Source organism: Geodermatophilus sp. SYSU D01186, assembly GCF_054050215.1.
The window spans coordinates 132568-153764 of sequence record NZ_JBJGYW010000009.1 but is presented as its reverse complement, the minus strand read 5'-3'; the positions used below and the strand labels follow the sequence as shown (position 1 = coordinate 153764).

Genomic DNA, 21197 nt, shown 5'->3' with positions numbered 1-21197 from the left:
CATTCAATAAGTAGGCGATCTTCGGCGCTGCATACCCGTAGGGGCGGCGACACCATGTCAGATGACTTGCGCCGTGGCGTCGCCGATTCGACCTTGGATGTGCACGGGTACCAACAGCTGCGAATGATCGACGCCGGCCTGTTGACGACCAGTCTGCGCGTCAATTGCCAAGGTGCCGTGGTGGCGCGGGGCTGCGTGGTGGCAGAACTGTTCGTAAAGCCGATCGACCGACGGGTGGCCGCATGACCGCAACCGGCTGGGATGATGCAGTTTGGCAAAACTGGGCGGGCGACCTTCGGATGCGTCCACTTCGGCACTACCGCCCCCGCAGCCTGGCGGAGGTGGTTGCCCTCGTCCAGGAGGCGGAGTCGCAGCCGATACCGCACCACGTGCATGCCGTCGGCTCCAGTTGGTCCTTTAGTGGACCGGGCGCAACCTGCGACTACATCGTGGAGACGCGGCAGCTCAGCCAGAGTCTGAACACGGTGACCTACACCGGGATCTCCGACGGCGACCCGGCAGCTCAGCGCTGGGGCGCTCCCGTACTCGGCGTCTGTCACGTCGAAGCCGGCATCACCTTGTATAAGCTGTGTCAGCGGCTGGACCAGCCGCCTAGGGGAGAGCCATCGCCAGTACTACTCCATGGCACGCCGTCAGCACCAATAACACGTTGGGCCTTGCCCACGATGGGCGGCTCGAGCGGTCAAACACTGGCAGGCGCCATTGCCACCGGTACGCATGGCATGGATGCACACCTCCCGCCGCTAGCCGATGCCGTCCGCGCCCTTCACCTGGTCGGCCCGGGTGGTCGGCAGCACTGGATCGAGCGGGCGGCAGCCGTTACCACGCAGGCAGGACTGCAAGCCGCATATCCCGGCATCACGGCGCACTACGACGACGACATGCTGGCGGCGGCCGTTATCAGCCTAGGTCGTTTCGGCATCGTTTACGCCGTCCTGCTCGACGTCGTGCCGCAGTACGCCTTGCGTAGCTCCATCAGGCGACTCTCCTGGCAGCAGGCCCGAGCGGCGCTGGGAACTGGTCAGATACTGGCTGAGCACCGCGGTGTCCAGCTTGTCGTCAGCCCATACCGTGCCGGGACAGCGGCGGATCGGACTTGCTATCTGACGACGCGCGACGTCGGTGCGGTCCTCCCGCGCACGCGACCGATGTGGTTCGGACAGGGGGTCGCCCGGGCTTTGCTGGGTGGCGGCAGTTTGCTTCGATCGCTGGCCATCCTTCTGGGGCTAACTTGGCTAGCCCTTCGCCAAGGGCAAAGGCACGGGCCGGGCCGTCGCCTCGGCCGTCGACTGACCTGGCTGCTGCAGCTGCCGCTGATGAGTTTGATCCCTCTGGCGGCTGGCCGTCCAGGCGACCTGGTCGCGGCCGTCTGCCGCACGGCCAACGCCTGGCGTCTGGCTGGCATTACTCGCGGACTGACGCGTGGCGTTCTGGCCGCGGCGCATCGCAGAGGCACGAGGGAGGCGGTCAGCTTTCAGGCCATGGCCGGGCCGCCCTGGGTGAACGAGTACTACCGAGGCAACTCGGTCGAGGTCTTCTTCAATGCCACGACCGCGTACTATCTGGAGGTCATAGAACAGGAACTGTTGCCGATCATTGAGAAGCATGCCGAGCGTGGCCACGCAATCGCCGGCTGGTTTTCATTGCGCTACATGGCGCGCAGTTCGGCCTTGCTGGCAATGCAACAATGGCCGTGCACGGTGAGTGTGGAAGTGGCCGTCCTGCGCGGCATCCCCGGCAGCGTGCAGGTCCTCCGTGAGTTGGAGCATCTGGCCATTGCTCACGGTGGGCTAGTGCATTGGGGGCAACAGAACAATCTCGACAAGGTCGCCGTGGCCCGGATGTACCCTGCATTGCCTAAGTGGCGGGAGATGCTGCGGTTGCTAGCGAAGACCGAAGTGGAAGCCGGTACGTTTTTGAACAGCTACTGCGCGGAGCGCGGCCTAACCGTTTAATGGAGTCTTTGCACTCTGACTGTCCCGCCTCGGAACTTGTCGGGCTCTGAACTGACGTTCCGTCGGGTGGAGTGCCCCCCGTCAGGCGGACACCTCATCTCGTGTCAGATGGATGTTCTCGTAGTCATCGGAGCTGAGGTTGTTCGGCTTCGAGCGTTGGCGGAGGGTGTTGTTGGAGTCCTCGATGTCGGAGAAAGCTTCATTTCCAGCTCATGGCGGGTCGGCCCGGACCGGCGGTAATCAGCACTTCCTTCAGAGTGGCGGAGAACGACTCGGCCATCGCGTTCTCGAATGCGCACCCACCCGCCGATCGCGGACAGCACCCCGGAGGTGCGCAGCGCCTTGCCGACTCGTAGCGGGTTCACTGCGAGCCGCGGTCGGTGTAGCGCACCGTTCCGGCCGGCGGTTGGTGATCGCCAGCGGACGGCGTCGAGGACTGGCTCGCTGCGCAGGTGGTCGGCCATCGCCCAGTCGACGTACTTGCGGGAGAAGGCGTCGACGACCAAGGCAGCGGTCAGTCCCTCCACAACCCGACGATCGCCGACTCTGGGGACGACCGCTGGTGGATGCACGTGTGCGGCGTCCGGTGGACCAGTTGGCAAGGGCCTCGGCCACGACGCACGTCGACTAGGGGCCTCAGGTCAGGCAGCCACAGAGTGACTTCTCCGGTGCTCCTCCAGTAGTCCGGCGAAGTCCGGCCGCCTGTCTCCTCCGCTGCACTGGGCCGCGACCCCTCGGGCCGACCTGCTGCACGGCGATGCACACTGAAGATCAACTGGAGCCTGCTCGCCACGGTCGGCGACATGCAGATCAATGCCCCGCTTCGTGGGTGTGCCAATCACCAGGCCGCGTGATGAGTGGCCAACCGTCGCAGTCGCCGTGTCAGGCGGAGACCAGCCTTCCGGCGACGAGCCCGGTACCGCCGATGACGGTCGAGGCGATGCGGGCGGCCGTGATCGCCCTTCGAGCCGGTGCCTTCGACGCTCGTCGCAACGTCGATGTCGCTGTTCGCAAGCGCACGTCGGGGGCGGCGCTCCTAGCCGGTGCTTCCCGTGTCGCCGCAGGCACGCCTTGCGTGAACGCTGGTGCGCGCGCTGCCGTGGTCCTGGTACTGGCGGGGCACGCCGGGGCTGGGGCATCGACCGTGGCGCTAGCGGTCGCGGAGGCGCTGGCGGGCAGCCGCAGGGTGCAGTTGGTGGAGTACTCCGAGCCGGCGCGGTCGGGGTTGGTGGCGGCGTCCAGCGTTGAGCTCGGTGCGGACGGCTCCGGGTGGCGGCGGGGTCGTCGCGGTCGCCTCGACGTCGTCCGTCTGGCTCGAAGCCGTGTGGAGGTGGAGCTGCCGTCGTTACCGGAGGCGGATGACGCGGAGCGGTTGATTGTGGTCGACGTCGGCTGGCGCCTGACCGCCCGACTGCCCGACACCGGCTCGGCCGCGCCCTGGAAGCGCGGCGAGCGGGTGGTTGTGGTGACTCGGGTGACGGTGCCTGCCATCCGGCAGACCGAGCATGTGTTGAGCACCATCGGCGGTGGGGCGCTGGTGGCTGCGGTGGGGCCGGTCCGCTGGCCGCGGGCGGTGGAGGCCAGCTGCGGACCGCTCCTGCGCGGGTTGCGTTCGCGTGGCCGCGTGGTCCCGGTTCCGGTTGACCGGCGACTGGAGACAGCGGGCCTGACCGCGGACGGGTTGCCGAGGCGGGTGGCGGCCGCGGGCCGGTTGCTGGCCGCGTTGGTGACACCGGGCGTGCTGGCGCGGCCTGATCCGCAACACCGAGTGCCGTCGACGCGGAGGAGGCCGGGGGGAGGCCTCCGGTGACGAGCGCAGCCACGACCCGGGTCATGGCGGTGGAGGTGTTGGGTGCTGTCGTCACCCTGCTCGTCGGGCCGTATCTGCTGGACAGCTGGGCTGTGGCCGCGGCGCGTGTGGAGGTGGTCGCGGCGGTCTGTCCCGAGGCGCCTCCGGGGATGCAGACGTTCGCCGACGACGTGACGGCGTGGACGAAGTGGGGAGTGCTGGCGCTGATCGGCATCGGCGCTGTGGTGTCGCTGGGCTCGATCCTGGTGGGCCGGATCTTCTCGCATCCGCACGCGTCCCGGTACGGGGCGATGGGTGTCGCGGTGGTCGTGATGGTGGCGATCACTTACACGGTCATTCTGGTGATCCTGGATTCGATCACCGGCAGCGGGTGCACGTGATGCGCCGCCGTGCGGACGTCCGCGGCGTCGGTGCGCCGGAGTGGGGGCCGGCCCGGCTACTCGCCGTACTCGGGGCCGGTGCCCTGGTCGCGATGGCGGTGCTGGTCGGGCTGGTTCTCGCGGTGATCGAAGCGGTGACCGACGACGGACCGGGCACCACCGAGGCACCGCGACGGACGGCTCCCTCCACGGCCTTCTCGCGTGAGGACGCCCTCGCGGCCGCGCCCATGCCGTCCGCTGCACCGGAGGCGGCATTGCCCGGGCCGGTGTCGGCCCGTATCGCCGGCGGTGTCGAGCTGCCCCACGCCACGAGCGTGGGTCCGGCGGACGTGTCCACCGGCTTTCCCAGCACACCGGAAGGGGCACTGGCGCAGTTGGCGGCGATCGACGTGACCGCGATGGAGAGCGGGTCGCTGGACGGCGCGCGGCGGGTGATCGCCGAGTGGGCCGCCCCGGGCGGCCCCACCGCGGCGACGTGGTCCGGGGTGGACGGCATGGCCCGGCTGCTCTCGGCCGCCGGCCTGTCCGCTGCTGGGACCCCGGAGCTGGCCGTCGTGGTCCGCCCGGTGATGGGGCTGATCAAGGGCACGGTGGGCCCGGGCTTCGCGGTGGTGTGCGTGAACTTCGAGTTCACGGTCACCGTGGAACAGACGTCGCGGATCGCGATCGCCGACTGCCAGCGCATGACCCGGACGGGGGGCCGGTGGGTGATCGGCGCGGGGGCGGAGCCTGCGCCGGCGCCGTCCATCTGGCCCGGCACCGAGGCGGCCATCGCCACCGGCTGGCGGGAGCTCCGGCATGTCTAGGGCGCAGCCGCGACGGCGCATCGAATCGGTGCCCCCGCGGGCGCTGTCCGTGCTGGGGTTGACCGTGGCGGCCTGGGTCGCGGCGACCGCACCGGCGTCGGCCGACCAGGTGTGGGCGTTCCCGCCGGCTCCGGCGGCGGACGACGGCTCGCTCTCGTGCGCACCGACCGATCCGTTCTGCGTCGCCGGCGAGGCGGCCGGTGCGGTGGTCACCGACGTGTGGATCAGCGCCATGGTGTCGCTGTGGGAGGCCGGACTGTGGCTGCTGCGCCTGGCCTTCGCGGTGGTCGACGCCCTGGCGACCCCGGACCTGTCCGCCGACGGCCCCTTAGCCGGGATCTACCCGGTGACCTTCGGCATCGGCGCCGCGGTGGCCGGCCTCATGGCGCTGGTGCAGCTCGGGGTCGCGGCGGTGCGGCGGGACGGGCAGACGCTGGGCCGACTGCTAATCGGGCTGGTCCAGTTCGGCCTGGTGTGGGCCGGCTACGTCGGCGTCGCGGCGCTGCTGGTCACCGGCGTCTCCGGGCTGACCACCGCCCTGCTGCGCAGCCTGCTGGGCATCGACACCCTGGCCGCCTTCGACCCCTCGATCAGCGTGGGCCGCGACCTGGTCGACGGCACGGTCGCCACCGTCCTCGGCGTCTCCTCGATCTTCCTGCTGGTGCCGGCCAGCGTCGGCTACCTGCTGCTGATGCTGGTCCGCGAGGCCGCGCTGATCGTGCTGACGGCCACCTCGGCGATCTCCGCCGGCGGCCTGCTGGCCCAGACCTCGAGCGCCTGGTTCTGGCGCAGCCTGCGCTGGTTCCTCGCCGCCCTGCTGGTCTCCCCGGTCGCCGTGCTGGTCCTCGGCGTCGGGGTGACCATCACCGAGGGCATCCTCACCGGGGCCGAGGAGACGAGCACCGAGGCCGCGGTCGGCATGGCGGTGGTCGGCTGCCTGCTGGTCCTGCTGGGCGCCGTCTGCCCGCTGGCGCTGTTCCGGCTGCTGGCCTTCGTCGACCCGGGCACCTCCAGCGGAGCGGCGCTGCGGCAGTCGCTGGCCGCGTCCGGTGGGGTGCTCGGCGCCCTGCAGGGCCTCGGCGGCCGCGGTGGTGGCGCCGCCGCCGGGGCGTCCGCGGCGGCCGTCGGCGGGGGAGTGGCCGCCTCGGGCGCGGCCGCCCGGGTGGCCGGGGACCGCGCGCAAGGGGAGTCGACCGCCGACGCCGCGACGCAGGGCCGGTTCGCCGGTGCGCTGTCCGCGCTGACCGCCGGAACTGCGCAGGCCGGCCGGCTGGCCGCCGGGGTGGCCGCCTCGGCCGCCGACGTCCTCTCCGGTGCCGGCGTCGGGCACACCGATCCGTACATCGGGCAGCCGATGACCGGCCGCCCGCCGGCGGGCGGCCCCGGGAGCGCCCCGGGGACGCCGGGTCGTCGGCGGCGGGACGGGCGGTCGGCGCACCCGGACGGCGTTCCGCCAGGGGGAGGTGCGGGTGCCGGTCCGCCCCCGGCGGCCGACGGCGATGCCGGAGAGGGGCCGGTGGCGGCCTGGCCGGCCCAGCACATCGACGGCACGGGCCCCCGGGGTCCGGACGAGATGGATCCGCCGGCTCCCCGGGTGCCGCGGCGCGACCCGCCCGCGGACGGCGACGGGCGATGAGCGCCCGCTACGGCGACTACGCCCGGGACGTGGCCGGCTGGTTCCTCGGCATGACCGGCGCCCAGCTGGCCCTGGTCGCCCTCGCCGGCGTGCCGGCGCTGCTGGCCCTGAACGCCCAGGCATGGGGGCTGCTCATCGCATGGCTGCCGGTGTGGGCGCTGTTGGCCGCCGTGCTGCTACTTCCCGTGCGCGGCCGCGCGGCCGGCCGGTGGTTCGGCGATCTCTGCCTGCACGGCATCGGAGGGGGCATGGGCTGGACGGTGTTCGGCTCGCGGGCCGCGGCGGGGACGGCCGACGACCTTTCCCAGGCGGATCTGCCGGGCGTGCTGGCCGGCATCCGCACCCACGACGGGCCGCCGTTCGGGCCACACTTCACCCGCCCGGTGATCGTGCAAGACCTGGCCGCGCGCACCTGGGCGGCGGTGGCGCGGATCGACCATCCCGGCATCGGGCTGGCCGAGCCGGCCGACCGCGACCGGATGGGCGCCGGGCTGGCCGAGCTGTGCGAGCTGGCCGCCCGCACCGAGCTGATCGACGTGCTGGCCCTGCAGGTGCGCACCGTGCCCGACGACGGCGCGGAGCGGGCCGCCTGGGAGCGCGCCCACACCCGCCCCGACGCGCCGGCGCTGGCGGCGCGGGTGAATGCGCTGCTCGGGGCCACCCTCACCCCGGCCGCGGTGCGCACCGAGGCCTTCGTGACCGTCGTGGTCGGCGAGGCGCGGACTCACCGGGCCGCCCGGCAAGCCGGCGGGGGCGTGGACGGCCGCGCCCGGGTGCTGCACGGGGTGATGGCCGAGGTGGAGGCCGCGCTGCGCGGCCCGGTCGGCTGCACCGCGGTCGGCTGGCTGGACTCCGCCGCGCTGGCCGCCGCGGTCCGCACCGGGTTCGCCCCGGGCGACCGCGCCCAGCTGGTCGCCGCGGACCTGGCCGCCGCCGCGGATCCACGGCTGGCCACCGGGGTGCCGATGGCCGCCGCCGGCCCCACGGTGGCCCGCGCGGAGCTGCGGCACTACGTGCACGACGCGTGGGCGTCGGTCACCGACACGATCCTGCTGCCCGACTCCGGCGCGGTGCTCGGCGCCCTGGCCCCGGTGCTGGTGCCCACGACGGCGGGGGAGCGGCGCAGCCTGACCGTCTTCCTCGCCCCGCTGCCGCTGGAGCGGGCCACCCGGCTGGTCGGCCGGGAGGACATGAGCGCCACCACCGGCAACGAGCTGCGCGCCCGGATGGGCTTCCGCCAGCGGGCCCGGCAGCGGCGGGACACCGAGCGGATCGGCGCCGCCGACGAGAGGCTCGCCGCCGGCCGCGCGCTGGTCCGCCCCGCCGTCGCCGCCTGCGTCACCGTGCCCGGCACCTGGCCGGTCGCCGAGCACGGCCGGCGGCTGGACGCCTCGATCCGGGCCGCCGGCTACGTGCCGCTGCGGCTGGACCTGGCGCAGGACTCCGGCTTCGCCGCCGCCGCCATTCCGCTCGGCGTCGGCCTGCCCCACCGGCGGGGCCGACGATGACCCGGCGCTGCGACCGGCGGGGCCGGGCGGTCGCCGTCCTGCTCGACGACTTCGGCCACCGGCTGCCCGCCCGGCCCCCCGCGCAGCAGGCACCGCGGGAGCGGGGCCCGTTCGCCCAGCCGGTGTCGCGCCGCGGGCCCCGGGGCCGGGGACGGGGCCGGGCGGCGACGCCGGCGCCGCTGTCGGTGTGGCGGATGACCTCGGAGCAGACGCCGGTGGTGTGGCCGCTGATCGCCACCAGCGGACTGCCGCCCACCGGCGCGCTGATGGGCATCGATTTGCTGTCGGGCGGGGCGTTCTACTGCGATCCGATCGGCTGGGTCACCGACGACGACATCCCGGTCACCAATCCCAACGTCGTCGTCTTCGGCAAGCCCGGGCGCGGCAAGTCCGCCACCGTCAAGGCCTTCGCGCTGCGGATGCTGGGCTTCGGCTACCGCACCCTGGTCCTGGGCGACACCAAGGACGAGTACGAGCCGCTGTGCCGGGCGCTGGGCGTGGAGCCGTTCGTTCTCGGCTCCGGCCTGCCCGCCCGGATCAACCCGCTGGCCTTCGGGCCGCTCGGACACGGGTGGGAGCGGCTGGACGCCGCCGAGGCCCGGCGCCGCGAGGCCGTCCTGTTCGCCCGCTGGCTGGTGCTGCTGCGCGGCCTGGTCGGCTCCCAGCACGTGCCGTTCGGCCCGGTGGAGGAGACCGCCGTCGGGGAGGCGCTGCGGCTGCTCACCGGCCACCGCTCGGGCGCGACCCGGCTCACCGAGGCCACCATTCCGCGGCTGTGGCGCGCCCTGGACGAGCCGCCCGCCGAGCTGGTCGCCGCCTGCCGCTACGCCGACTGCCGGCACTTCCTCGACGCCACCCGAACCCTCCGCGACGCCCTCGGTTCCCTGGTCAAGGGCTCCCTGGCCGGGCTCTTCGACGACCACACCACCATCGCCGTCGACTGGCGGGCACCGATCCAGTCCCTGTCGCTGTCCCGCCTGGAGCCGCTCGGCGACTCCGCCGTCGGCATCGCGCTCACCTGCCTGAACTCCTGGGGACAGGCGATGCGGGAGATCGCCGACCCCGGAGACCTGCGCATCGTCATCCGCGACGAGACCTGGCGGCAGATGCGCCTCGGCGTGGAGGCGGTGCGCAGCCTGGACGCCAACCTGCGGCTGTCCCGCCGCGACGCCGACGTGCAGGTCCTGCTGGTCCACAAGCCCTCGGACATGCTCACCGCCGGCGACGCCCCCTCGCAGGCGGTCGCCATCGCGCGTGACCTGCTGCACCTGTGCGACGTCAAGGTCCTGCACGGCCAGGACCAGGCCGTCGGCGACGAGCTCGGCGGCATGCTCGGCCTGACCCCGACCGCCCAGCGGGTCGTCACTGGCTGGGCGGTCGCCGGCCAGGGCCGCGCCCTGTGGCTGGTGGGGGACCGGGCGTTCCAGGTGCAGACCGTCCTCACCGCGCCGGAGCTGCGGCTGACCTTCACCAACGACGCGCTCACCGCCGGCGGCCCGGCGTGAGCGGGGCGGCGGTTCGCGCGGCGCGGGCCCGGCTGTGGTGGGCAGCCGCGCGCGTCGCGGTACCGGTGGTCGCCGCGCTCGCCCTGCTGCTGGTCCCGCTCGCGGTTCTCGCCGCACCCGCACCGACGGCGGCGTCGTCGGCCTGCGCGCGGGCCGGCACCGGCGCCACCGTCGCCGGCCTCGCGCTGGACGCCGCCCAGATGGGGCAGGCGCAGACCATCGTCACCGTCGCCGCCGCGCGCGGGCTCGACCCGTACGCCGCGACGGTGGCGCTGGCCACCGCGCAGCAGGAGTCCCGCCTCCGCATGCTGGCCAACGACGGCCGCAGCCCGCAGCTCACCGCCGCGCAGGCGGCGGTGACCGCCACCAGCCTCCGGTACCCGCACGACGGGCTCGGCGCCGACCACGACAGCGTCAATCCCTTCCAGCAGCGCTGGCTGGCCGGCTGGGGCACCGTCGCCCAGCTGATGGACCCCGTCTACGCGGCCGAGGCCTTCTACGCCCGGCTGGTCGAGGTGCCGCACTGGCGGACGATCCCGCTCACCCGGGCCGCGCAGGCCGTGCAGATCTCGGCGGCCGGCGGGGCCTACGCCCGCTGGGAGCCGTTCGCCCGCGAGCTGACCGCGATGCTGTGGCCGGCCGCCCGGGCGGTGGCCGCCGATCCGTCGGGGGCGGCGGCCGGGATCTGCCCGGGCCTGCCGGTCGCCGCCGGGGCGTGGATCCGGCCCACCGCCGGCACGGTCACCTCCGGCTACGGGCCCCGCTGGGGAACGCTGCACGCGGGGATCGACATCGCCGGCCCCCGCGACACCCCCGTCTACGCCGCCGCCGACGGCACCGTGCTCACCGCGGCGTGCACCAGCGCCTACTGCGACCGCGACGGCGGCCTGGGCCTGGCCGGCTACGGCAACCTCGTCGAGCTCGACCACGGCGCCGGCGTGACCACCCGCTACGGGCACCTGTCGGCCTACGCCGTCCGCGCCGGCCAGCCGGTGCGCGCCGGCGCGCTGATCGGCTTCCAGGGCTCCACCGGCAACAGCACCGGCGTCCACCTGCACTTCGAGGTCCGCCGGGACGGCGTCCCGGTGGACCCGGCGCCGTGGCTCGCCGACCGCGGCGTCGACCTGCACGCCGCCGACCCCGGCTGACCCACGCCCCGCCCGCGAACGGAGGAGGAGCCATGCACAGACCAGAGTCGGGACGGCGGCGATGAGCGCCGGCCCGTCGCGGGCCGACGTCGGCCCGGCCTCCTGGGAGATCCCGGTCGCGGCCGCGCTCACGTGGTCGGCGGCCGCCGCGCTGCTGCTGCCGGCCGGCCGCGCCGCCGCCGCGGCGCTGGCCGGCGGCGGCTGGGTGTGGCCGGACGGGGCGGCCGCCCTGGTGTCGTCGGTCGGCGGCCTGCTCACCGGCGACGCCACCGCGGGCCTGGACGCCGGGCAGGCGGCGGCGGTGCCGTCGTCGGCTCTCGTGTACGGCGTCACCGCGGCGGTGCTCGGGCTGTTCGTGGCCGTCAGCGGGGGAGCGGCCTGGGCCGCGCACCGGCGGCTGGGCGGGCCGTCGGGCATGGCCACCCGGGGCGAGGTCACCGACGTGCTCGGCCGGGCGCGGCTGCGCCGGGTGGCGCCGGTCGTCCGGCCCGACCTGGCTCCTGCTCGCCGCCGCGGCGCCCGCCGCGTCGCCGAGCCAGAGGTGGGCTGGCGGCTGGGTCGCGCCGCCGTGCCGGCCGCCGGGGAGCTGTGGGTGCCGTTCGACCGCACCACCGGCGTCTACGGCCCGCAGGGCTCGGGCAAGACCCTGGACCTGCTCGCGCCGGCGCTGCTGTCCGCGCCGGGCGCGGCGCTGGTGACGCTGACCAAGGCCGAGGACCTGCTGCTCACCGTCGGCCCGCGCGCCGACGGGAACCGGCCGGTCGCCGTGCTCGACCCGTTCGGGGCCGTGCCCGGCCTGCCGGAGCTGGTCTGGGATCCGGTCGCCGGCTGCGCGGACCCGATGGTCGCCGAGCGCCGCGCCAAGGCCTTCACCGCCGGCACCGTCACCGGCGCGGTCACCGACGGCAGCACCGACAGCGCGGCCCGGTTCTACGCCTTCGAGGCGGCCAAGGTGCTGCAGGCCTACCTGCACGCCGCCGCACTCACCGGCGGCACCGTCGAGGACGTCCTGGGGTGGGCAGCCCACCCGCAGGCCGCGACGCAACCGGCCGACATCCTGCGCGGCCACCCCGACGCCGCGCCGCTGTGGGACGGGCTGCTGCACGGCGCCCTGCAGGGCGACCCCCGCACCGCCGGCAACACCGCCACCACCGTGCAGCAGGCGCTCGCGCTGTTCTTCCAGGCCGACATCCGCCGCCGCTGCACTCCCGGGCCCCACCGCCCGGCCACCGACGTCGCCGCGCTGCTCGCCGCTCGCGGCACCCTCTACCTGCTCGGCCGCGACGATCCCTACGCCTCGGCGTCGCCGCTGATGACCGCCCTCGCCGAGCACATCCTCGACACCGCGCTGCAGCTGGCCGGTAACGCGCCGACCGGGCGGCTGTGCCCACCCCTGCTGGCCTGCCTGGACGAGCTGCCCTCCACCGCGCCGCTGCCCACCCTGCGCACCCGGATGGCCAACGACCGGGCCCTGGGCGTCAGCTTCCTCTACGCCGCACAGACCTGGCGGCAGCTGGTCATCGTCTACGGCGAGGACGAGGCGCGTGCGCTGTTCGGGCTCACCAACGTCGTCGTCGCCTTCGGCGGCGGCAAGGACGGCGGCTTCAACCGCGACCTGTCGGAGCTCACCGGCACCACCCGGATGCGGCGCGCCACCTACACCTACGGCCGCGCCGGCTGGGGCCGCTCCACCCACGGGGAGAGCGTGCCGGTGCTGCGGCCCGAGGAGATCCGCCAGCTCCCGCCCGGCCGGGCGCTGGTCGTCGCCGAGCACGCGCCACCGCTCCTCGCCCGGCTCGACCGCTGCATCTCCGGCCGCGCCGGGCGGCCGCTGCTGGCCGCCCAGGCCGCGGCCCGCGCCCGGGTCGCCGCCGTCCGCCAGGACGCGTCCGGGCGAGGGAAGCAGTCCGGTCGGGCACCCGCGGCGGCCGCCCCCGCCGGCCGCGAGCCTGCCGGAGGGCGGGCACGGTGACCGCCCCCGAGCTCGTTCCCCCCTTCCCGACGCCGCCGCGGGCGGTGCGGACCGCCCTGGAGCAGCTGCGGCAGGCCGGGGACGGCGGCCTCGAGCCGACCGGGCTTCCGCTGCTGGACCGGCCCTGGGACCCGGCCGGCTGCTCCCCGCACGTCCGGGCGCAGCTGTGGCCCTGGCTGGACGACGTCGCCGCCTGGCTCAACCACACCTACGCCTGGCAGACCGCCGCGGCCATCCCCTCCTGCTGGCCCGCGCACCCCTACCTGGTGTCCGAGCTGGCGGTGCTCGCCTGCCTGCGGGTCGCCGCCGCCGACGCCCTCGCCCCGCAGGGGCTGGAGGAGTGGCACCGCTACGCGCTGCCCGGGTTCCAGCTGCGGATGAGCGAACGGCTCGGCATCGGCTGCCCGCCCGGCCGGCACACCGACTGGCCGGCCCGCTCCTGGGCGGCCGAGTACGACAGCCCGCGGGCCGCCGAGGCGCGGCGGGCCCTCTTCGACGGCGACGCCGGTCCGCGCCGGGTGGCCGGCACGATGCGGCCGGGATGGGGCACGCCGGGAGGAACACGATGAGCGGCGACCCAGCGGCCCGTCCCGGCGACGGCGACTGGATGACCCTCCTCGGCGGCGTCCGGGTCAGCCGCACCTGGATGACCCGGCACACCCCGCGGCTGCTGGCCGCCTGGTGCGACGCACCCACCCCCGAGGAACGGCACACGGTCGCCGCCCGCATCCTGCGGATCGCCACCGAACTGGAGAGCGAGCCCGACGACGGCGATCAGCCGGCCGCCCCTCCGGCGTGGGAGCCCGTCGCCGAGCGGATCGATCCGCGCCTTCGGCACGGGCCGGACTGGCCGCCGCTGGCCGCCGCGCTCGACCGCGCCGCGGCCGCCGGCTACGACGTCGCCGGCCGGCTCCCCGCGCTCGCCACCGCGGCACCGCTGCCGTACCGGCACCCCGCGCGGGAACTGCACTGGCGGCTGCTCGACGACTGCCCGGCCGCCCTGCCGATCCGCGGTGCGCAGGACGGCCGGCCCGCTGCCGCCGGACGCAGCCCGGGTGTCCACAGCCCGGCCGGTGCTCCACACATCCCCGGCCACGCCGCACCGAACGCAACGAACGGCGCAGCGTCGACCCGTGCCCGGCCCAACCGAGGAGGAGATCCGCCATGACCGCCGCATCGATCACCGATCCGCTCAGCTACGCCGCCGCCCTGCTCGACGCCGTCGGCGCCGACCGCGACCAGGTCCCCGCCGACATCGCCCTGCAGTGCCTGTTCGCCGCCGAGCTCCTGGAGCAGGCCGGCGCCCGCCCCACACTCACCGCGCTCATCGACGGCGATCCGAGCGCCAGTCTCCGCACCGCCATGCGCGCGCTGGCGACCCTGGACGAGGACGTCTTCACCAGCCCGCCGGTCCTCGACGCCGCCCGCGCCGCCCGCCACGCCCTGCGCCGGCTGGGCTGAGCGGTGGCCACCGCCCTGCGGCACCTGCTCGACGACCTCGCCGAGCGGACCGGCGCCCCCGCCCAGACGGCCACCATCGAGGACGTCACCGGAGCGCTGGCCCACCTGGGACGGGCGCTGACCGGACTGGCCGACGACGGGCTCACCCCGACGGCGAGCGCACGCCAGACGACCGCCACCGAGCTCGCCGCGGCCTGCGCCACCGCCGGCAGGCTGTGGCCGCGCACCGGCGGGCCGCTCACCGACCTGGGCGGCGTCGCCGCGGACCTGATCGGCCGCGAGCGGGCGAGCATGGGCCGCGCGCACCGGTGGGCGGTCACCGTGGAGCTGGCCGAGGTGGCCGATCACTGCGCGCACCTCGGGCGCCGGCTGCTCCCGCGGAGTGCGGCCCCCGAGCTGGCGTTCGTGCGCATGATCGCCGCCGCCGTCGAACGCGACGCACAGGCCGATCCACCGACCGCCGAGGGCACGGCGGTGCTCGACTGCCTGGTTCCCCTGCCCGGCCCGCCGTCCGGTGCGACGGCGGGGACGGCCCTGGACGCCTCGGCGGCCCTCGTCGCGGCGCTCGATCGGGCCCTGCAGGCGGACGACCTAACCCTCCGCGACTTCCGTGCCGCCGTCGCCGCCGCCGAGCTCACCAGCCGTTACGCCGCCATCAGCACCGGCAGGGCCGGGGAGGACGCCGGTCCGCTGATGCTCACCGGGCTCGCGTGGCAACTGGCCGGCCGCGCCAGCATGGTCTTCCACGACGGACACCGAGCAGAGCCCGGCGATCGCCGGGGCGTCGTCGCCTGGTCGCAGACCCTTGTGAGTGCGCTGAGCAGCGAGGTTCACGCTCACGCCGACGCAGCCGGGCGGCGCGACCGGAGGGAACTGGCGGACGTGGCCGCCGCAGTTCACCGCGTTGCCGGCGAGCTGCCCGTCCTTGCCGATCGGCTCAGCGCCGCCGTCGACCGCTGGTCCCGCACCGGCCGGCTGTACGCCAACGCCCGGGACCTGCCGCCCATGGAGAACATGCCCGAGGAACGGGTGTCGGCGGTGATCGCCGGACAGCAGGTGCGGGCCAGCGGCGCCGACCTTGACCGCCTCCGGGTGGCCGTCGGCCGTGCCGTGGACCTGTCGATCGGACTGACCCACGTACTCGCTTGCGCCGCTTCACCGGCGGCCACGTCTCAGCGGCCCCTGCCTAGCGCACCCGGGCGTCTACTCGACCGTGCGCACGCCGTCGCCCTGTCTCTCGCCGCCGTTCGATTCGGGCCGGATGCTGCTAGGGGTGTCCTTCCAGCGCCTCCCGACGTCTGATCACCGGATTCGGCCCGGCCCCTGAGGTCCGAGGCGCCGGGCAGTGCCCCCGGCGGCCATCTTCGTTGACGGGCTCGCGTGCCCGACCGCCTCCGGGACCGGGGGCCCTGTCGTTCGGTCGGTCGTCGGCCGGGACTGTGTCCTGGGGGTCGTCGTCCCTCTGTCGAGTGGTGCGCGCCTCACGCCCATGTCCCTGACCGCGGACGGTCGCGACCATCGGCTCCTGGACCGTGCGCTGAGGGGGACGACCGTGGTGATGGATTTGCTGCAGGTGTGGCTGAGCCTGACGGGGGTGGCGGTGGCGCTGATCGGCGGCGTGCTGTTCACCGCAGCCCGACTGTGGGGCGACTCCCGGGCGGTGGAGGACGACGAGCCCGTGGGCGCGGTGGCCGACTGACGATCCGTTCATGACGAGCTACTCGGCGACGACGGCGCTGCCGTACGAGCACCTGGAGCGGGCGACCGCCGGACTGCGGGGCGCGCTCCGCCAACTGGTGCTCGACGACTGCGCCGGCGAACTGCCCGACTGGTCGACACTGCAGATTGCCGGCACTGTCACGACGACCGACGCCCGTGGGAGGACCTGGTACGAGTACGCAGCCACCGTCGAGAGCCGGTCTCTCCGGGCCTGATAACCCCACTCCGACGGGCAATGCCAGCGGCGGCCCGAGCATGTCGCCGGAGGCGACCCCGGACGCTGCTCAGCAGTTGGAGGGGTGACAGCGCAGAGCCTGGGCTCTACCTTGTCACCTGCAAGGTCCTTCACAGGCCCGCTCGTTGCACATTTCACGCGGAGCTCCGATGGACGTTGGAACGCTCGTTATCGCTCCGGCAGTCGAGGCTGTACTTTCTGCTCTCCTTCACTCGGCGGCGTCCGGTGTCGGGCGCCTCCGGAACAGAGATCCCATCAGCAAAGCGCTTGAACTGGCTCTCGGTCGAGCGATCAAAGACTACGCGACGACGGATAATGGTCGGGCCATCGCTGGACCGCTGTTAGTCGAAAACAGCTTCTTGACAGAGCCTGACGTTGCCGAGCAAATAGCTCGAGTGATTCAGGCGAGCGGTGAGCCCGACTTCTCACTGCTGGGGCAGCGGTGGGAAGCAGCGCTGGGTGGGTCCGAGACCTTCACGGCGTGGGACTTCGCAAGCGAGGCCCAAGTCCTCGTCGGCTACCTTCGCGACGAGCTTGCTCGGCTCGCCCCCACGCAACCGATACTGGCGATCCATGCGATCGGCGACGTGGGCGACGCGGTGCAGGTTCTCCACCGCGACGCAGTCGTAAGTCTGAGTGAAATCGACAGTGATCTAAAGGATGTGTATTCCCAGCTGACCAGCCTGGTCACAACGGTTCAGAATCTCGGGGCCAGCCTCCTTGGCGCGACGCCGGACATCCGATCCCATATCTACGACCAGACCAGTTTGATCGAAGAGAAGACCCGCGGATTCCTCGGGCGCCGGTTTGTCTTCGAGGGCATCGACGAGTTTATTGCAAGCGCCGACCACGGATACTGCTGCGTCGTCGCACGGCCTGGGCTGGGAAAGACTGCCCTGATGGCAATCCTCGTCAAGAACCGCGGTCTCGTGCACCACTTCAATGTGCTTACGGCCAACATAACGTCTCCCCGGGCCTTCCTTGGCAATGTCTGCGCGCAACTCATCAGCCATTATCTCCCTGGTCGCTATAACAACTTGCCGGCACGGGCTACCGCTGACGGCGGCACGCTCATGGAGTTGCTGTCAACGATCGCGTCTCAAGCCCGCTCCAAGATCATCATTGCTGTCGATGCGCTAGACGAAGCAGACGCGTCCTCCATGCCACCGGGCTCTAACCCCTTGTGGCTGCCCGAGTCGGTCCCGCAGGGCTGCTACTTCGTCGTGTCAATCCGCGGCGACGAGGGCGAGCCACCTCCGAGGCTTAGCGTCCGCAGCCCGCAACGTTCGATCGTCATCGATCATCTCGGTGAGCCGAACATGGCGGATATCCGTGCGTACGTCAGGTCGCAGCAATATCTCCCGGGCATAGTGGAGTACATTCGTCGTCACGGCCTGACCGCTGACACTTTTGTTGAACTCCTGGCCGAGAAGAGTGAAGGAAACTTTATGTACCTTCACCACGTCCTTCCGGACATCGACCGTGGCCTCTTGCAAGACCGCGCCCTAGAAGGACTTCCGATCGGGTTATGGCAGTATTACTCCGACCAGCTCGAGCGCATGCGGGGCCGCGATGAGACGGCCTGGTTCGACTACAAGATTCCGGTCATCGTTGCGCTCTCAGCCGAGCGCAAGCCCCTCACGGTGGGGCAGATCGCCGAATCGTCTGGGATCCGAGAGCGTGGGCGAATTGTGGGCGCGCTTCAGGAATGGGCGCCGTTTCTCGAGACCGTGCCCGTCACCTACAGTGGCCGACGACTCAAGGCGTACAAGATCTACCACTCACGGTTCCACGACTTCCTGCGCGACCAGGTCTCAGGGGTCTCGGAGGGCATCATTGAAGCGGAAGACCGCATCATCGACGCCGAGTTGACGAGGTACCTGAGTGACCAGTGAGTCGACGATCGACACCGCGGACGAACCTAGCCTGGATTGTGGTTCGCCTGGCAGGTCTTCCTGCGCTCCTGGACCGTCACGGGCGTTGGGAAGACCTCTTCCACCTCGCCCGGTGCGCACGCTTCCTTCAAGATCAAGCGGCCGAGTTTGCCGCTCCGACCTCGAGCCTGGAGGTCCCCAGCCCTCTAGAGACACTGGACCTTGCTCTTCGACGAGCTGTGAGCCTCGACCGCGTCCGCGAAATGGCGGCCTTCACCCTGACGCAAGCCAGATGGGGTGACCTGCTCGGCGGTGAATCACCGCTCGTCCTGCTCCGAAAGGGCAACCTGGATCGGGCCATTGACATCGTTCAACTGCTAGGCCCGGAGGAAGCCATACCGTGGCGCCTGCTCTTGGCCTGGGAGTTGGCCGACGTCGGCGCCCTAGGGGCCGCCCGTCGCATTGTCCGCGATCTCGCCGGGAGCGAGCCGCCCATCCTTCGAACAGCGAGCGCCCGGCACGCGGTCTATCTATTGTGCCGCACGCGACACGTCGATCCGGAAGCGTTCCGCAAACTCCAGCGGCAACTCTTCGACGACAACGACAAATCGGACTTGTGCGAGTCCCTCATCGAAGCGGGAGACCTGAGTTCAGCGCTGCTCGTAGCCACCAGTATCGCGTACTTCTACGATCAGCGCGTTGCCCGCCTAACAGCCATCGCCAAGGCGCACGCCCGCAGGGCTGAGATCGATGCTGGCCGGCTGGCTTTGACGCGGGCCGAGACCGACCTGAGCCTGATAGAGGACGAAGACACTCACGCCGAACGCCTCGCCGCGATCGCCTCCGCGCACGCGTTGCTCGGCGACTCGCGCAAGGCGCGAGCCAACTTCGCCGAGGCCATCAAGGCGGTGCTCGCGCATGGCGCCTCAGCATCAAGCCTGGCCAGGATCGGGCAGGAGCAGGCCGAAGCTGGCCTATTGGATGACGCTGAGCAAACGGCTGCCCTCCGTGGAACCGGCACGCTCGATTTCCATTACCCCAAGGAGATTCTCGAGAGCGTCGCAGTAGCCGCAGCGGACCGCGGCGAGACCGAACGTGCCGTCAAACTGCTTTCCGTGATCGGCTCGTCGTACATTAACTATCCTCGGGCCGTACGGAACGTTGCTCGGTGTGTCGCCGCACACGACAAGGTGACCACCATTCTTCCGCTGGTCACGGATCTTCCCACCGATGAGCGGGGCAGGACACTGAGCGCGGTGGTGTCAGTCCACGCGCGGGCGGGACACCTTGACCAGGCGATCTCCGTCGCCGAGTTGCTGGAGGGCGATGCTGCTGCCGGCGCGCTTGTGGACATCGTACTCGCTCCCGGCAGTCCCCCCACAGCGTGGCAGCGCGCCCGTCAAGCGGTCGAGCAGGCCAGTCCCTCCGCGCGCGTGCGGTTCCTGGCCCGGTTGGCCACCGCGTTCGACGGCCCGGAGCGGGACCGGGCCTTCGGGCAGGCGCTGGAGGCAGCCGCCAGCGCCGACCAACAAGCCCGGTGGGACCTCTTAGCGACGGTGGGCTACTGGCAGGCGTCGGTCGGGGACGCGCGGGCAGCCGCGACGTTCGCGGCTGCCCGGCGGGCCAAGCGCGCCAGTCAGGAGGAGCCCGGGACGGAGGACGATCGCGACCAGTGGTGGGAGCTGGGCGTCTTCGAGAACTCTGCCGGAAACCCAGCGGGAGCTCGGGAGAGCTTCGCCGAGGCGATGCGCATCCCGTCGCTGTCGCGCAGCTTTGCCACATGGGCCCTGCCGGCGGCCCTGGTCGGCATCGCGCTCACGCAGGCGCGGAGCGGCGACGAACAGGGAGCACGGATAACTGTTGAGTCAGCCATGCGCGCCGCGGAAGAGATTCCCGAAGACGAACGCGGTCCCATTGCGAGTGCGCTCGCGAATGTCTTCGCCGAAACGGGCGACTTCGAGGTCGCCCTCAACCTGTTGTTCTCCGCAGCGCCGGACGAAGACGGTTGGCAAGTGCTGGAGATGGTCACTACCAAGATGGCCGAAGTCGGCCTGGAGAACGAAGCGCGCGACATGTTGGCTCTGTTGGCGTCCCAGGCGGAAGGTTACTTCGAGCCGCCGACGTTCGAGGCTTCCGAGCCGATCGCGGCACTGGCTTCTGCGCGGGCCACGGTTGGGGATGTCGATGGTGCCCGCGAAGTCGCGTCTTGGGATGCCACCAACGAGGCCTCCTCGCGAGTGGAGTTCGAAATCATCAAGGATCTTGTTCAGCGCGGCGACGCGGATGCGGCCAGGGAACTGGTGGAGGACATCTGGAGCCCGCGCTGGAAGGCCAAAGCATACTGCGCGATCGCCTCCGCTCGCTTGTCGCGAGGAGACCTGGAAGGCTCAGACGCTGCATTTGCCGGGGCCGTCGCAGCCGCAGAGGAGGAGGAAGAAGAGATTCGAGTGCGTGTGCTGTTGGAGGTCGCGCACGCGCAGGATGAATCGAGGCAGAGCGCTGGCCTCGAGACCACCCTCGCGGGAGCTCTGGCCGCCGCGGACGCAATTGAATACCCGGACGGGCGCGACCAGGCCCTGTCAGCCGTTGTGCAGGCTCAGGCGGCGTTCGGTGACGTGGATGGTGCGCTGCGAACGGTGAGCAATATCCGCAACCTCTGGTTTGTCGGCGAAGCGCAGTGCATGGCTGCGCTAGCTGCCGGCACGCGATCACGAGACCCGAGCGCGGCGGCAGCAATCGCGGAGCAGATTGAAAGCCCCTGGTGGCGTGCCGTCGGCCAGGCGGCTGTCTTTGCGGTCAAGGAGAAGCGTAACGACCCCGACGCCTGGGAGTACTGGACGAAAGCTCAGCAGGCAATGAATGAGGTCCCTGAGGGAAACGCGCGATCCCGGCTGCAGGAGGCGGTCGTTGGCATTACGCTGGAGACGGGAAATATGGCCTTGGCGCTGCGGCTTGCGCGGGACTACACGACGGACCGGGAACTCCGTTTGACTCGGCTGGTGCGCGAACTCGGGCAACGAGGGGCCGTCGAAAGCGTCCGCAACTTGCTTCCGGAATGTGCAAAGTACCCGGCCGCCGCCTATGCCGCATGCCAGGCCCTCGCCGAGGTCGTGCCAGCCCATGCAGACGCCATCGCGGAAGAAATGATCCTCGCGGGCGCCCTTTAG

18 protein-coding genes are annotated in these 21197 nt (G+C 72.2%); all 18 read left to right on the top strand.

Annotation, left to right across the window (positions count from 1 at the left end):
- Positions 1-6: 6 nt before the first annotated feature.
- Positions 7-246: a GMC oxidoreductase gene (locus ACI784_RS09380; protein WP_457013282.1), complete on the top strand. Its 240-nt coding sequence runs from the start codon at positions 7-9 to the stop codon at positions 244-246.
- A complete protein-coding gene (locus tag ACI784_RS09375; RefSeq protein ID WP_457013271.1) occupies positions 243-1976 on the top strand; it encodes a hypothetical protein in 1734 nt (577 codons plus the stop codon). Before ACI784_RS09380 ends, ACI784_RS09375 begins: the two co-directional genes overlap by 4 nt.
- 925 nt (positions 1977-2901) lie before the next feature.
- Positions 2902-3786 (top strand): hypothetical protein, encoded by an 885-nt coding sequence (locus ACI784_RS09370; protein ID WP_457013270.1) that lies wholly within the window; start codon positions 2902-2904, stop codon positions 3784-3786.
- A complete protein-coding gene (locus ACI784_RS09365) occupies positions 3783-4166 on the top strand; it encodes a hypothetical protein (RefSeq protein ID WP_457013269.1) in 384 nt (127 codons plus the stop codon). Before ACI784_RS09370 ends, ACI784_RS09365 begins: the two co-directional genes overlap by 4 nt.
- Positions 4166-4972, top strand: coding sequence for a hypothetical protein (locus ACI784_RS09360; protein ID WP_457013268.1), 807 nt, complete (start codon positions 4166-4168; stop codon positions 4970-4972). The genes ACI784_RS09365 and ACI784_RS09360 overlap by 1 nt, the downstream gene beginning before the upstream one ends.
- A complete protein-coding gene (locus ACI784_RS09355; RefSeq protein WP_457013267.1) occupies positions 4965-6608 on the top strand; it encodes a hypothetical protein in 1644 nt (547 codons plus the stop codon). Before ACI784_RS09360 ends, ACI784_RS09355 begins: the two co-directional genes overlap by 8 nt.
- Complete coding sequence (locus tag ACI784_RS09350) at positions 6605-8116, top strand: SCO6880 family protein (protein WP_457013266.1); 1512 nt, start codon at positions 6605-6607, stop codon at positions 8114-8116. The genes ACI784_RS09355 and ACI784_RS09350 overlap by 4 nt, the downstream gene beginning before the upstream one ends.
- The gene (locus ACI784_RS09345; RefSeq protein ID WP_457013265.1) at positions 8113-9621 is read left to right on the top strand and encodes an ATP-binding protein; all 1509 of its coding nucleotides are present in this window, start codon (positions 8113-8115) and stop codon (positions 9619-9621) included. The genes ACI784_RS09350 and ACI784_RS09345 overlap by 4 nt, the downstream gene beginning before the upstream one ends.
- On the top strand, positions 9618-10769 hold the full coding sequence (locus tag ACI784_RS09340; protein ID WP_457013264.1) for a M23 family metallopeptidase: 1152 nt from the start codon (positions 9618-9620) through the stop codon (positions 10767-10769). Before ACI784_RS09345 ends, ACI784_RS09340 begins: the two co-directional genes overlap by 4 nt.
- A gap of 61 nt (positions 10770-10830) precedes the next feature.
- A complete protein-coding gene (locus tag ACI784_RS09335; protein ID WP_457013263.1) occupies positions 10831-12741 on the top strand; it encodes a type IV secretory system conjugative DNA transfer family protein in 1911 nt (636 codons plus the stop codon).
- The gene (locus ACI784_RS09330) at positions 12738-13310 is read left to right on the top strand and encodes a hypothetical protein (RefSeq protein ID WP_457013262.1); all 573 of its coding nucleotides are present in this window, start codon (positions 12738-12740) and stop codon (positions 13308-13310) included. The genes ACI784_RS09335 and ACI784_RS09330 overlap by 4 nt, the downstream gene beginning before the upstream one ends.
- Positions 13307-13909: a hypothetical protein gene (locus tag ACI784_RS09325; protein WP_457013261.1), complete on the top strand. Its 603-nt coding sequence runs from the start codon at positions 13307-13309 to the stop codon at positions 13907-13909. The genes ACI784_RS09330 and ACI784_RS09325 overlap by 4 nt, the downstream gene beginning before the upstream one ends.
- Positions 13906-14202, top strand: coding sequence for a hypothetical protein (locus ACI784_RS09320; RefSeq protein ID WP_457013260.1), 297 nt, complete (start codon positions 13906-13908; stop codon positions 14200-14202). Before ACI784_RS09325 ends, ACI784_RS09320 begins: the two co-directional genes overlap by 4 nt.
- A 3-nt stretch (positions 14203-14205) precedes the next feature.
- The gene (locus tag ACI784_RS09315) at positions 14206-15504 is read left to right on the top strand and encodes a hypothetical protein (protein ID WP_457013259.1); all 1299 of its coding nucleotides are present in this window, start codon (positions 14206-14208) and stop codon (positions 15502-15504) included.
- 256 nt (positions 15505-15760) lie between these two features.
- The gene (locus ACI784_RS09310; protein WP_457013258.1) at positions 15761-15901 is read left to right on the top strand and encodes a hypothetical protein; all 141 of its coding nucleotides are present in this window, start codon (positions 15761-15763) and stop codon (positions 15899-15901) included.
- Between the two features lie 10 nt (positions 15902-15911).
- Positions 15912-16136, top strand: coding sequence for a hypothetical protein (locus ACI784_RS09305; protein WP_457013257.1), 225 nt, complete (start codon positions 15912-15914; stop codon positions 16134-16136).
- 169 nt (positions 16137-16305) lie between these two features.
- The gene (locus ACI784_RS09300) at positions 16306-18051 is read left to right on the top strand and encodes a hypothetical protein (protein WP_457013256.1); all 1746 of its coding nucleotides are present in this window, start codon (positions 16306-16308) and stop codon (positions 18049-18051) included.
- A gap of 218 nt (positions 18052-18269) precedes the next feature.
- Positions 18270-21197: a hypothetical protein gene (locus ACI784_RS09295; RefSeq protein WP_457013255.1), complete on the top strand. Its 2928-nt coding sequence runs from the start codon at positions 18270-18272 to the stop codon at positions 21195-21197.

What these genes read in the sequence shown, in the direction of transcription:
- ACI784_RS09320 (WP_457013260.1), top strand. Translation starts at nt 13,906, where the DNA reads ATGACCGCCGCATCGATCACCGATCCGCTCAGCTACGCCGCCGCCCTG.
- ACI784_RS09375 (WP_457013271.1), top strand. Translation starts at nt 243, where the DNA reads ATGACCGCAACCGGCTGGGATGATGCAGTTTGGCAAAACTGGGCGGGC.
- ACI784_RS09355 (WP_457013267.1), top strand. Translation starts at nt 4,965, where the DNA reads ATGTCTAGGGCGCAGCCGCGACGGCGCATCGAATCGGTGCCCCCGCGG.
- ACI784_RS09310 (WP_457013258.1), top strand. Translation starts at nt 15,761, where the DNA reads ATGGATTTGCTGCAGGTGTGGCTGAGCCTGACGGGGGTGGCGGTGGCG.
- ACI784_RS09305 (WP_457013257.1), top strand. Translation starts at nt 15,912, where the DNA reads ATGACGAGCTACTCGGCGACGACGGCGCTGCCGTACGAGCACCTGGAG.
- ACI784_RS09350 (WP_457013266.1), top strand. Translation starts at nt 6,605, where the DNA reads ATGAGCGCCCGCTACGGCGACTACGCCCGGGACGTGGCCGGCTGGTTC.
- ACI784_RS09325 (WP_457013261.1), top strand. Translation starts at nt 13,307, where the DNA reads ATGAGCGGCGACCCAGCGGCCCGTCCCGGCGACGGCGACTGGATGACC.
- ACI784_RS09300 (WP_457013256.1), top strand. Translation starts at nt 16,306, where the DNA reads ATGGACGTTGGAACGCTCGTTATCGCTCCGGCAGTCGAGGCTGTACTT.
- ACI784_RS09335 (WP_457013263.1), top strand. Translation starts at nt 10,831, where the DNA reads ATGAGCGCCGGCCCGTCGCGGGCCGACGTCGGCCCGGCCTCCTGGGAG.
- ACI784_RS09345 (WP_457013265.1), top strand. Translation starts at nt 8,113, where the DNA reads ATGACCCGGCGCTGCGACCGGCGGGGCCGGGCGGTCGCCGTCCTGCTC.
- ACI784_RS09360 (WP_457013268.1), top strand. Translation starts at nt 4,166, where the DNA reads ATGCGCCGCCGTGCGGACGTCCGCGGCGTCGGTGCGCCGGAGTGGGGG.
- ACI784_RS09370 (WP_457013270.1), top strand. Translation starts at nt 2,902, where the DNA reads ATGACGGTCGAGGCGATGCGGGCGGCCGTGATCGCCCTTCGAGCCGGT.